At 73.0% G+C, this 12,330-nt stretch carries 11 protein-coding genes; 1 reads left to right on the top strand and 10 read right to left on the bottom strand.

Going from position 1 to position 12,330, the window contains the following annotated elements; genetic code table 11:
* Positions 1-5 precede the first annotated feature (5 nt).
* Positions 6-650, bottom strand: coding sequence for a hypothetical protein (locus ACI8AF_RS16880; RefSeq protein ID WP_456540894.1), 645 nt, complete (start codon positions 648-650; stop codon positions 6-8).
* 122 nt (positions 651-772) lie between these two features.
* Here ACI8AF_RS16880 and ACI8AF_RS16875 point away from each other — a divergent pair, with 122 nt between their 5' ends.
* On the top strand, positions 773-1,615 hold the full coding sequence (locus ACI8AF_RS16875; RefSeq protein WP_456540893.1) for a DUF1206 domain-containing protein: 843 nt from the start codon (positions 773-775) through the stop codon (positions 1,613-1,615).
* Here ACI8AF_RS16875 and ACI8AF_RS16870 read toward each other — a convergent pair.
* From ACI8AF_RS16870 to ACI8AF_RS16830, 9 genes are all read right to left on the bottom strand, one after another.
* Positions 1,597-3,438 (bottom strand): potassium channel family protein, encoded by a 1,842-nt coding sequence (locus tag ACI8AF_RS16870; RefSeq protein WP_456540892.1) that lies wholly within the window; start codon positions 3,436-3,438, stop codon positions 1,597-1,599. The two genes, ACI8AF_RS16875 and ACI8AF_RS16870, sit on opposite strands and share 19 nt — an antisense overlap.
* Positions 3,439-3,450: 12 nt before the next feature.
* Positions 3,451-3,837 carry a DUF6394 family protein gene (locus ACI8AF_RS16865; protein WP_456540891.1) on the bottom strand — a complete coding sequence of 129 codons (387 nt, stop codon included), beginning with the start codon at positions 3,835-3,837 and terminating at the stop codon, positions 3,451-3,453.
* Positions 3,838-3,926: 89 nt separating this feature from the next.
* Positions 3,927-4,688, bottom strand: a complete 762-nt coding sequence (gene fabG, locus ACI8AF_RS16860) for a 3-oxoacyl-ACP reductase FabG (protein ID WP_456540890.1) — start codon at positions 4,686-4,688, stop codon at positions 3,927-3,929.
* Positions 4,685-5,902, bottom strand: a complete 1,218-nt coding sequence (locus ACI8AF_RS16855; RefSeq protein ID WP_456540889.1) for an acetyl-CoA C-acetyltransferase — start codon at positions 5,900-5,902, stop codon at positions 4,685-4,687. The genes fabG and ACI8AF_RS16855 overlap by 4 nt, the downstream gene beginning before the upstream one ends.
* A 234-nt stretch (positions 5,903-6,136) precedes the next feature.
* A complete protein-coding gene (locus ACI8AF_RS16850) occupies positions 6,137-7,462 on the bottom strand; it encodes an ABC transporter substrate-binding protein (RefSeq protein WP_456540888.1) in 1,326 nt (441 codons plus the stop codon).
* Between the two features lie 75 nt (positions 7,463-7,537).
* A complete protein-coding gene (locus tag ACI8AF_RS16845) occupies positions 7,538-8,713 on the bottom strand; it encodes a branched-chain amino acid ABC transporter permease (RefSeq protein ID WP_456540887.1) in 1,176 nt (391 codons plus the stop codon).
* A gap of 28 nt (positions 8,714-8,741) precedes the next feature.
* Entirely contained in the window at positions 8,742-9,629 is an 888-nt protein-coding gene (locus ACI8AF_RS16840; protein ID WP_456540886.1) for a branched-chain amino acid ABC transporter permease, read from the bottom strand.
* Positions 9,629-11,506 carry an AMP-dependent synthetase/ligase gene (locus tag ACI8AF_RS16835; RefSeq protein ID WP_456540885.1) on the bottom strand — a complete coding sequence of 626 codons (1,878 nt, stop codon included), beginning with the start codon at positions 11,504-11,506 and terminating at the stop codon, positions 9,629-9,631. The genes ACI8AF_RS16840 and ACI8AF_RS16835 overlap by 1 nt, the downstream gene beginning before the upstream one ends.
* Positions 11,503-12,324 carry an ABC transporter ATP-binding protein gene (locus ACI8AF_RS16830; protein WP_456540884.1) on the bottom strand — a complete coding sequence of 274 codons (822 nt, stop codon included), beginning with the start codon at positions 12,322-12,324 and terminating at the stop codon, positions 11,503-11,505. Before ACI8AF_RS16830 ends, ACI8AF_RS16835 begins: the two co-directional genes overlap by 4 nt.
* Between the last annotated feature and the right edge of the window lie 6 nt (positions 12,325-12,330).

Genomic DNA, 12,330 nt, shown 5'->3' with positions numbered 1-12,330 from the left:
GACCGTCAGCCGAGGGCGCCGCAGCCGCCGGCGCCGCAGGCGCAGCCCGCGCAGCCGGCACCGGCGGGCGCGGGGCGCGGGGCCGGACGGGCCGCGGCGGCGCGCAACCCGGCCGCCCCGACGAGCACGGGGACCGCGAGGACGGCGACGGCGACGGCCGACACCACGGTGCCGACCTCGGCGGCGCGCGCCCAGCCCTGCGCCGCACCCGTGACCGCGAGCAGGCCGGTGACCAGCACCGCCCAGACCAGCAGCGCCCAGCCGCCGCGGCGGGCCGTGCCACCCCGGCCGACCAGGCCGAGCGCGCCGCCGACGAGCACCACCGGGACGGCGGCCAGGAGCACCCAGCCGGTCGCGGTGGCGGAGACCGCGGCGACCGCGACCGCCGCGACGCCGAGGACGGCGGCCGCCGTCCCCACCCGGCGGGCGGGGCCGTCGAGCGCGCCGGCGCGCAGCACCACGACCCCGCGGGCGACGAGGAACAGCCCGACCGCGCCGAGCAGCACGCGCCCGCCGGCCGCCGGCCAGGACAGCCCGACGGCGGCGACGGCCAGCATCGCCAGGCCGAGCGCGACCCAGCGGGGCCACGCCCGCTTCGCGACGTCGGGGTCCGCCTGCGCGGTCAGGATGCCGGGTGCTGCGCTCGCCACGCCGCCCAGTGTCCCCCACCCGTCCGGGCGACCCGCCGGGCCCCGGGCATGACACGCCCGGTCACGGGTAATGGCCCGCCGGCGCCGTCCAGCCGAGGGCGGGTGCCGGAGAGGATCTCGGGATGAGCGCACAGGGGACGGCGACGAGCTCTACCGGACGCGTCGACACGAGCGACGGCCTGGAACACCTGGCCCGCGTCGGCCTGGTGGCCTACGGCGTGGTGCACCTGCTGGTCGCCTGGCTGGCCCTGCAGCTGGCCTGGGGCGGTGGCGGGGGCGAGTCGGCCGACCAGTCCGGGGCGCTGTCCACCCTGGCCGAGTCGCCGGTCGGCAAGCCGCTGCTGTGGGTGATCGCAGTCGGCCTGGTCGCGCTCGCCGCCTGGCAGGCGATGGAGGTGCTGCGCTGGCGCAGCGGGTGGTCGGCGTCCGGGCAGCTGCGCAAGAAGGCGCTCTGGAAGTCGGCCAAGGCGCTGGCCAAGGCCGCCGTCTACGCCGCGCTGGCGGTGCTCGCGATCAAGTTCGCCACCGGCAACGGGCAGTCCAGCTCGCAGAGCCAGCAGCAGACCACCGCCGGCGTCTTCGGCTGGCCCGCCGGCCGCTGGCTCGTCGGCATCGCGGCGCTGGTGCTCGTCGGCATCGGCGTGCACCACGTGGTCAAGGGCGTGAAGAAGTCGTTCCTCAAGGAGATCGACCTGGTGGAGGCGCCGCCGAAGGCGGTCCGCCTGGTCACCCGGCTCGGCCAGGCCGGCTACCCGGCCAAGGGCGTGGCGCTGGCCGTCGTCGGCGGGCTGCTGCTCTACGCGGCGATCACCTTCGACCCGTCCAAGGCGCAGGGGCTCGACGGCGCGATGCACGCCATCCTCGACGCCCCGTTCGGCGCCGTCCTGCTCACGCTGGTCGCGGTCGGGATCGCCGCGTTCGGCGCCTTCCTGCTCGTGCGGGCGCGCTACCCCGAGCGCACCTGACCGGCCGGCTCGGGTTCGCGCTCGGGGGTCCGGGAGAGCTTGCGCCAGAGCCAGCCGGACGGCACCCGCCGGCCGGTGACGACGTACTCGAGGACGGCGTCGACGACGAGGATCGTCGACAGCGAGCGGCGCGCGCCGGGCCGGCCGGCGAGCAGGACCTCGTCGTCGCGGGCGAGGACGAAGTCGGCGTCCGGCGCCAGGTGGGCCTCGTCGCCGCGCAGCACCAGCAGCGCGACGGCGTGCAGCGGGTCCTCCCGCGTCTCGGGGTCGCGCAGCAGCTCGCCCAGGGTCACGCCGCCCTCGGCCAGCCGCGCGTGCAGGGCGGGCGCCTCCTGGTGGTTGACCCGGACCTTCCACAGCGCCTGCAGCCGCAGCCCGCACAGCTCGCGCAGCCGCTCGACGATGGCGGCCGCCCACTTCTCCCCCAAGGCGGGCATCTCCCGCAGGAACCGCCACAGCAGCGGCGTGGACAGCTGGGCGTAGACCTCGTGCGCGATCACCTCGGTGGGCACGAGCAGCGCGTCGATGCGCATCGCACCGAACAGCGGCGCGCTCGCCGGCCGGTTCTGGCGGGCGGCCACGAACAGCGACCGGTTCACCCGGCGGGCGGCGGCGACCAGCGACAGGTTGGTGGTGTCGTTGTCGGTGCCGGCGACGAACCCGACGGCGTCGGCCAGCCGCGTCCGGGCCAGCACCTCCGGCTCGACGCCGTCCCCCACCACGATGCCGTCGTCCGGGCCCTGTGCACCGTCGGGGTGCGGCTCCACGACGGTGACCTCGATGCCCTCGGCGCGCAGGTCCTCGGTGATCTCCCGGCCGAGGCGGCCGTAGCCGCAGACCACCCAGCGGCCGTCGCGCGGCGGCCGGCCGCGCGGCGGGAGCGCCGCGCCCGGGCCGCTCTCCAGCCAGGTCAGCAGCTGGTAGCCGGCCGGCGAGCGCAGCGCCAGGCGCAGGTGGTCGCCGAACCGGTCGAAGGGGTTGACCACGCTCGGGGTGCCGAACGCCTCCATCCGGTCCTGCATGGTCTGCGAGGTGGCCCGGGCGACCACCGGCAGGTCGGGGCGCAGCAGCGCGGCGGCCTGGACGACGGAGAGGTTGACCTCCTCGTCGTCGGTGAGCGCCACCACGGCCTCGCACCGCGGGTGCCGCAGCCCGGCGACGGCGAGGATGCCGGGGTCGCGCGCGTCGGCGGCCAGGCCCGGCACGTCGCCGTGGAAGGCGTCGAGCTCGACGCCCTCGATCCGCTCGGCCGACGCGTCGACGACGACGAACCGCCGGCCCAGCCGGTCCAGGGCGTGGCCGAGCAGCTCGCCGGCGCGGCCGTACCCGGCGACGAGCACGAACGGCTCGCCGAGCCGGCTGACCTTGCGGCTGAAGTGCTGAAGGGCCAGCGCCTGCCGGAACGACCGGTCCTGCAGCAGCGCGAGCAGCGAGCCGATCGCGTACGCCCAGCCGACCACCGTCAGGTAGATCGAGACGGTGACCCACATCCGCTGGTTGTAGGTGAACGGGTACGGGATCTCGCCGAACCCGATCGTCGTCGCCGTGTAGCTCATGACGTAGAAGGCGTCGAAGAAGCCCATCCGCCACGGCCGGCCCTCGGCGTCGACGCCGGGGATCAGCGTCAGCCCGAGCACGCTGACGGCGAAGATGACGATGAGCACGATCAGCGGCGCGCGCATCCGCCGCATCACGAGGAAGACCGCCTCCGACGCCCGCGCGGCCGACGCGGCGGCGGCCCGGACCGGGGCGCGGCGCACCCGCCGCTCGTCCTGGTCGGGGCCGAACAGCCGCGTCCAGAAGGTGAGCAAGGGGTTGCCCACGGCGGCCTCCGATCAGCTCCGGTGGAACGACACCGTCTCGACGACCAGCAGCACCACCGAGACGATGTTGGCCAGCAGCGCGCCGCCGGAGAGCGAGACGACGCTGGCCGTCCAGGCCTCGGTGAGCCCGGCCGAGGAGACGTAGACCGCGTAGCCGTACATCAGCGCCGCGCCGATCAGCTGGAGGTCGGCGACCAGGCTGGTGGCCAGGTGCACCGCCCCGATCTGCGTGCGGTCGCCGAACTTCAGCACCGTGGCGATGAGGTTGACGATCACCGCCGCGAACAGCTCGTACGGGTTGTGCAGGTCGGGGTCGGAGATGTCACCGATGAAGAACCCGAAGTTCAGCGTGGCGGCGAGCACCACGAAGAAGCCGAAGACGACCTTCTCGAGGTTCACCCGGCCTCCCTCCCGGTCCGCTCGTCGTGATCATGACGGACGGACCGGGAGGCCGCAGAACTTGCGCTCCGGCGCCGAGAGCGGTGGCGTCAGGCCTTGGGGCCGCCGGCGACGTAGATGACCTGGCCGGAGACGAAGCCGGCGCCCTCGCTCACCAGGAACGAGACGGTGTGCGCGATGTCCTCCGGCTGCCCGGCGCGGGCCACCGGGATCGCGGCGGCGCGCTCGGCGACGTACTCGTCCCAGTCGCGGCCGATGCGGGCGGCGGTCGCCTTGGTCATGTCGGTGGCGATGAAGCCCGGTGCGATCGCGTTGGCGGTGACGCCGAACTTGCCGAGCTCGATGGCGAGGGTCTTGGTGAAGCCCTGCAGGCCGGCCTTGGCCGTCGAGTAGTTGGCCTGGCCGCGGTTGCCGAGCGCCGAGGTGCTCGACAGGTTGACGATCCGGCCCCACTTCGCCTCGGTCATGTACTTCTGCGTCGCCCGCGTCATGAGGAACGAGCCGCGCAGGTGCACGTGCATGACGACGTCCCAGTCGTCGTCGCTCATCTTGAACAGCAGGTTGTCCTTGGTCACCCCGGCGTTGTTCACCAGGACGACCGGCGGGCCGAGCTCGGCGGCGATCCGCTCGACCGCGGCCTGCACCTGCTCTGCGTCGCCGACGTCGGCGCCGACGGCCAGCGCCCGGCCGCCGGCGGCCTCGATCGCCGAGACGGTGTCGCGGGCGTCGTCCTCCTTGAGGTCGAGGACGGCGACGGCGAACCCGTCGGCGGCCAGCCGCCGGGCGGTGGCGGCGCCGATGCCGCGGGCGCCGCCGGTGACGATCGCGACCCGCTGGGTCGACCCGCTCATGCCGCCACCCGCTCGAAGACCGCGGCCAGGCCCTGCCCGCCGCCGATGCACATCGTCTCCAGGCCGTAGCGGGCCCCGCGCCGGTCCATCTCGCGGGTGAGCGTGGCCAGGATGCGGCCGCCGGTGGCGCCCACCGGGTGGCCGAGGGAGATGCCCGAGCCGTTGACGTTCATCCGGTCGAAGTCGGACTCGGTGAAGCCCCACTCGCGGGTCACCGCGAGCACCTGGGAGGCGAAGGCCTCGTTGAGCTCGATGAGGTCGATGTCCGACAGCTTCAGGCCGGCCAGCTCGAGCGCCTTGGCCGTGGCGGGCACCGGGCCGATGCCCATGGTCTTGGGGGGCACGCCGCCGACGCCCCACGAGACCAGCCGGGCCAGCGGGCGCAGGCCCAGCTCGGCCGCCTTCTCCGGCGAGGTGACGACGCAGACCGCGGCGCCGTCGTTCTGACCGCTGGCGTTGCCGGCGGTGACGGTGGCCTCGGGGTCGTCCTTGCCCATGATCGGGCGCAGCTTGGCCAGGGTCTCGACGTTCGAGTCCGGGCGGATGTGCTCGTCGCGCTCGACGACCGTGTCGCCCTTCCGGCCCGAGATGGTCACCGGGACGATCTCGTCGGCGAACCGGCCCTCCGCGGTGGCCGCGGCCGCCCGCTGGTGCGAGCGGACCGAGAACTCGTCCTGCTCCTCGCGGGAGATCTTGTAGTCACGCCGGAGGTTCTCGGCGGTCTCGATCATCCCGCCGGGCACCGGGTGGTTCCTGCCGCCGGCGGTGACCCGGCCGCGGAACAGGCCGTCCTGCAGCAGCACGCCCGGGCCGGCCTTGACGCCCCAGCGCATCCCGACCGAGTAGAACGGCGCGTTGCTCATCGACTCCGCGCCACCGGCCAGGACGACCTCGGAGACCCCGCTCTGCACCTGCATCGCGGCGTAGAGCACCGCCTGCAGGCCCGAGCCGCAGCGGCGGTCGATCTGCAGGCCGGTGGCGGTGACCGGCAGCCCGGCGTCCAGGGCGGCGATGCGGCCCAGCGCGGGCGACTCCATCGTCGGGTAGCAGTTGCCCAGCAGGACGTCGTCGACCGACTCCGGCGGCAGGCCGGTGCGTTCCATCAGCGCCTTGATGACCGTGGACGCCAGGTCCTGCACCGGCACGTCCCGCAGCGATCCGCCGAAACCCCCCACCGGGGTCCGCAGCGGCTCGCAGATGACCGCATCTCGCACGGTGCTCCTCCTCGTTCGTCGACGTCCACGTCAGACCAGCCCTGCCCCGAGTGTGCTCCCACCCCCCGGCGTGCTGGGCAGCAGGTTCCCGGGCACGGGCCGCGATCGTGTGCAGGGACTGGCAGTTCCTGGCTCTCCAGCTGCCAGTTCGCGCACAGCGTCGGGGCCTGGCCCGAACGGCGAGCGGCCGGCCCCCTCGACGGGGAGCCGGCCGCTCGGTCGGTCGGGGGCGGGTCAGCCCAGGTCGACCTCCTCGTAGCAGGGACCGGTGAAGTCGTAGCCCTCGGCGGTGGGACCGGTGTACGCCTCGACCACCGGCGCCAGACCTGTGCTCGCGTTCGGGTCGATCTGGCTGATGTAGGTGGCCCGCGACGCGGCGTCGTTCGCACCGCCCTCGTAGTTGCCCGAGCCCTCGGGGAGGACGCCCTCGAAGTCGACCTCGGTCAGGCCGGCGGCCGCCTCGCGGAGGCCGGCGCGGGTCAGGTCGCCGTTCTCGGCCGCCGCCTCGAGCGCGGCCTTGAGCGGGTAGGACCAGAACCAGCCGGACAGGTAGTACTCGTTCGGCTCGACGTCACCGAGCGCCTCGCGCGCCGCGGCGTGGGCGTCGGTCTCGGCGTCCCACGGACCCCACGGACCCATGTGCAGGAACGACGCCTGGAACGCCGGCGCGGCCGGCGACTGCAGGATCGCCGGGTTCCAGGTCGGCGAGGACCCCATGAACTGGCCCTGGTACCCGCCGGCGACGGCCTGGCCGACGACGGTGGCCACGTCGGTGGGACCGGCCGAGATGACCACCAGGTCCGGCTGCTGCTCCAGGATGGCGGCGACCGCGGCGGCCTGGTTGTCGGGACCGGCCGTCGTCTCGACGTTGATGAACTCGAGCCCGTTGGCGTCGGCGGCGACCTTGGCGCCGGCCGCGGCGTCGCCGCCGAAGTCACCGGCGTAGTGGACCGCCATGACCGACTGGACGTCGCCGTTCTCCACGGCGTAGTCGACGCCGTTCATCGCCTCGGCGCAGTAGGTCGCGCCGCTCTCCAGGATCACGTCCTGGAAGAGGTAGAGCGAGGTCCACCCGGCCGGGGCGGCGACGATGTCCTCGGCGTCGAGGTCGTCGACGATCGCGGCGGTGGGCGGCGAGCCGAGCGTCTGCGCCAGGGCCAGGATGTCGGGCTTGATCTCCTGGTAGACCTGGTTGGTCACCTGCGGGTTGTACTGGTTGTCGCGGACGTACTCGGTGACGTTGATGTCGTAGCCACCGATGCCGCCGTCCTCGTTGACCCGGTTCCAGAACGCCTCCTGCCCCTCGATGATCAGGGGGCCGGCCGCGGCGAACGGGCCGACGGTCAGGTCGGACAGGGTGCCGAGGTAGATGCAGCCGTTGTCCTCGTTGACCGCGTCGGGACACGGTTCGCTGGTGACACCGACGTCGGTGGCGATGTCGCCACCCTCGCCCCCGCCCCCGCCACCGCCGCCGCCGTCACCACCGCGGCAGCCGGCGGCCAGCACGGCGACTCCGGCCAGCGCGGCGGCAGCGACCTTCCGCCGGGACGTGCTCCTCATGGGGTGCTCCCTTCTACCGGCACCTCTGCCGGGTGAACGACTACGACGTGGTGGTGCGGCTGGTGGCTGGACGGCCTAGTAGCTGAAGGGCCAGGCCTTCCAGTAGTTGCGGAACCGGATCCAGAGCCCGAACAACCCCCGCGGCTCGAAGATCAGGAAGATCACGATCAGCAGGCCGTAGAGCAGGGTCTCCACCTGGAAGACGTTGGGCGTCTCGGTCGCCGAGGAGGACAGGAACGGCAGGTACGCCGGCAGCTCGCGGGTCAGCCGCGGCAGCAGCGCGATGAAGAAGGCGCCCATGATCGAGCCGGAGATGGTGGCGACGCCGCCGATCAGCACCATGGCGATGAACTGCACGGAGACGAGCAGCCCGAACGACGCCGGGTCGATGTAGCCGAGGATCGAGTACCACAGCGCCCCGGCGCACCCGGCGTAGAAGCTCGACACCACGAACGCCCGGCGCTTGGCCTGCCGCACGTCCACCCCGGTGATCTCCGCGGCGATGTCGCGGTCGCGCACCGCGGCGAAGCTGCGGCCCATCGCCGAGCGGGCGATGTTGCGGCCGACGACGGCGAAGACGATCAGCAGCACCAGCATCAGCCAGTACATCTGCTGGTCGCCCGAGAACGACTCGGTGCGCCGGGAGAGGTCGGTGCCGAACAGCACGGGGTCGGGCCCCTGCCGGCCGACGCCCACGCCACCGGTGAGCGAGTCCCACTCCCGGAAGAGGTGCTCGCCGATGAAGACCAGGCCGAGGGTGACGATGGCGAGGTACAGCCCGCGCAGCCGGCTGGCCAGCGGCGAGACGAGCAGCCCGAGCAGCGCCGCGACGATGCCGGCGGCGAGCAGCCAGACCGGCAGGAACGTGATGCCGAAGCCCCAGACGTCCTCGTCGGTCGGGTCGCCGGAGACCACCGAGGCGGTGTAGGCGCCCACCCCGATGAAGAACGCGTGCCCCAGCGACACCTGCCCCGCGTAGCCGGTGACCAGGTTCAGCCCGATCGCGCCGATCGACGTCACGCAGCCGATGGCCAGCAGCCGCAGCATGTCGTCCTGGAACAGGAACGGCGCGAGCGCGGCGAACACCAGCAGCACGGCGACGCCGGCCTTCTTGGCGCCGGTGTTGAACAGCGCCATGTCCTGCGCGTACGCGGTGTACATGGCCGGACGGCCACGCGGGCGCCGGGCACGGCCGCGGCCGCGGGCCGGCTCCGGCGTCGACGTCCCGGTGCGGGGCTCGGTGGTCGTCACGGGACGTCCCCCCGCCTGGCGGAGCCGGTCATACCCGTTCCACTTCCCTCGTGCCCAGGAGTCCGTAGGGCTTGACGAGCAGCACGATGAACAGCAGCACGTACGGCGAGACGAGCGAGAAGTTCTGCCCCAGCCAGGGGGCGACGTCGTCCTGGTACGCGGCGACGAAGGACTCGAAGACGCCGACGGCGAGCCCGCCGATGACGGCGCCCTCGATGGAGTCCAGGCCGCCGATGATGATCGCCGGCAGCGCCTTGAGCGCGATGATCCAGGTGGACTGGTCCACGCCGCCGCCGGTGCCGACGAACGCGCCGGCGACCGCGGCCAGCCCGCCGGCCATCGCCCACGACAGCGCCATCACGCCGCCGACCGAGACGCCCTGCACCAGCGCCGTCTCCTGGTCGAGCGAGGCCGCGCGCATGGCCAGCCCCCAGCGGCTGTACCGGAAGAAGGCGAACAGGGCGGCGACCACGACGACGAGCACCAGGATCATCGCGATGTAGCGCTGCTGGATCCGGATCCCGGCCACGTCGACGGTGGACAGCCCCCACGGGTCCCCCACCTGGCGCACGTTGGGCCCGATGAAGACGTTGACCACGACCCGGATGGCGATGTCGAGGCCGAGCGTGATGATCGCGACCACGAACACCGGCCGGCCGATCATCGGGCGGATCGTCGTCCGCTCGACGCCGAGCCCCACGAGGGCCATGGCGACCGCGGCCAGCGGGACGGCGAGGTAGAAGCCGACCGGCCCGGCGAGGTAGCTGACCAGCACCGCGCCGGCCAGCATGAGCGCCGGCTGCGCGAAGCTGATCACCTTCGACGACTTGTAGATGATCACGAAGCTGACCGCGAGCATGGCGTACAGCGACCCGAACCCGAGCCCGCGGACGAAGGTGGCGACGACCTCGGCCATCAGCGACGTCCCCCACCGGTGTACATCGACTCGACGAGGTCGGTGAAGCGCTCGGCCATGGCCGACCGGCGCACCTTCTGCGTGGCGGTCAGCTCGCCGTCCTCGTGGTCGAGCAGCTTCGGCAGCAGCCGAAACGACTTGATCTGCTCGACGGTGGCGAGGTTCTTGTTGACGTCGGTGACGATCCCCTGCACCAGGTCCCTGACCTCCTCCTTCTGCGTGAGGTCGCGGTAGGTGGTGAAGGCGATCCGGTTCTGCTGCGCCCAGTCGGAGACGGTGTCGGGCTCGATGCCGATCAGCGCGGTCAGGTAGGGACGGCGGTCGCCGATCAGCACCGCTTCCTTGATGTACGGGCTGACCTTGAGGGCGTTCTCGATCTCCGACGGCGCGATGTTCTTGCCGCCCGCGGTGATCATGATGTCCTTCATGCGGTCGGTGATCCGCAGGAAGCCGTCCTCGTCGACGACCCCGACGTCGCCGGTGTGCAGCCAGCCGTCGTCGTCGATGGTGGAGGCGGTCGCCTCGGGCCGGTTCCAGTAGCCGAGGAAGGTGGCCGGCCCGCGGGTCAGCACCTCGCCGGTGTGCTCGTCGATGCGCAGCTCCACGTCGGGGTGGGGGACGCCGACCGTGCCGAGCTTCCAGCGGCCCGGCTTGTTGGCCGTGGCCGACGCGGTGTTCTCGGTCATCCCGTAGAGCTCGTAGATCGGGATGCCGAGGCCGAGGAAGAACTTGAGCACGTCGAGGGCGACCGGCGCGGCACCGCAGCCGGCCCAGCGCACCCGCCGCAGGCCCAGCCGCTCGCGCAGCGCCCGGACCACGAGCACCCACGCCAGCGCGAACTTCAGGCGGGAGCCCGCCGTGTGCCGGCCGCCGGTGCGGGCGAGGGTCTCCCCCACGCCCGCGGCCAGCGACAGCCCCGCCCGGCCGAGCGCGCCCTTGAGCGGGCTGGCCGCCGCCTGCTTGACCTGGACGGTGGCCAGCAGCTTCTCCCAGATGCGGGGAACGGCGAAGAAGAAGGTCGGCTGGATCTCGCGGAGGTTCTCCGGGACGGTCTCGATCGACTCGGCGAAGTTCACCTGGATGCCGGTCGCGGCGTTGTTCCAGGTGGTGAAGATGCGCTCGGCGACGTGGGACAGCGGCAGGTAGGACAGCGCCAGGTCCTTGGGGCCGGCCGGCGGCTCGACCAGCCCGGGGCCGGTGAGCGCGGCGATGGTGGCCTCGACGTTGGCGACGGTGAGCATCGCGCCCTTGGGCAGGCCGGTGGTGCCCGAGGTGTAGATGAGCGTCATCAGGTCGCCGGGCTGCGTCTGCGCCATGGCGTCCTCGACGGCGCCCGGGTGCGCGGCGCGGTGCTCGCGGCCGCGGGCGAGGAAGTCGTCCCAGTGCACCAGGCGCGGGTCGTCGTAGCGGCCGCGGATGCCGCGCGGCTCGATGTAGACGATCGTGCGGAGCTCCGGCGTCTCGGCGGTGACCTCCAGCGCCTTGTCCACCTGCTCCTGGTCCTCGGCGACCAGGACGGTGGCCCCGGAGTCGCGCAGCAGGTGCACCACCTCGGCGGCCGGGTTGGTCGGGTAGATGCCGACGGTGGCCGCGCCGATCGCCACCGCGCCCAGGTCGGCGGTCAGCCACTCCTGCCGGTTCTCCGACTGGATCGCGATGCGACCGCCGCGGGTCACCCCGAGGGCCAGCAGCGCGTGGCCGACGTCCTGGATCTCCTCCCAGTACGCGGCCCAGGTGGTCTCCCGCCAGAGGCCGAACGCCTTCGACCGCATCGCCACCCCGGTGGGGGTGGCGACCGCGCGGTCGCGGACGCGGGTGACGACCGTGGTCGTCGCGGTCGAGGCGACGCCGGTGCGGGGGTCGGCGGTGGTGGTCACGGAGCGCCTCCTGCTGCCGTGCTGCCCTTCGACCGGCGTCCGCCGGTCGCGTGGTCCTCGCCCAGGTAGGCCCGGATGACGTCGGGGTTGCGCTGCACCTCGGGCGGCGTCCCGGTCGTGATGGGGACGCCGAAGTCCACGACCATCACGCGGTCGGCGAGGTCCATGACCAGGCCCATGTCGTGCTCGACCATGATCATCGGGATCTTCAGCTCGTCGCGGATGTCGAGGATGAAGCGGGCGGTGTCCTCGGTCTCCTCGAGGTTCATCCCGGCGACCGGCTCGTCGAGCAGCAGCAGCCGTGGGCCCATGGCCAGCGCCCGGCCGAGCTCCACCCGCTTCTGCACGCCGTACGGCAGCAGCCCGACGGGGAACGCCCGGTAGGAGGCCAGCTCGAGGAAGTCGACGATCTCCTCGACGGCGGCCCGGTCGGCGATCTCGCTCTTGCGCGCCGGGCCGAGCCAGCCGGCCGCGGCGAGCATCCCGTAGCGCACGGTGTGCGCCCGGCCCAGCATGAGGTTGTCGATCACCGTCAGGTTCTCGAACAGCTCGATGTTCTGGAAGGTGCGGGCCAGCCCCCGGGCGGCGATGGTGTGCGGCCGCAGCCCGAGGACGTCCTCGCCGAGGAAGCGGACGCGGCCCTCCTGGGGCCGGTAGACCCCGGACAGGACGTTGAAGATCGACGTCTTCCCGGCGCCGTTCGGGCCGATGACGGCGAAGAGCTCCTGCGGGCCCACCGTGAACGACACCCCGTTGACCGCCGTCACGCCCTTGAACTTCAGGGTGACGTCGCTGACCTCCAGGACCGGCTCGGTCACGACGCC

Source organism: Blastococcus sp. SYSU D00669, assembly GCF_054050715.1.
Note: the sequence above shows the minus strand (reverse complement) of the source record. Positions and strands in the feature narration are given on the sequence as shown.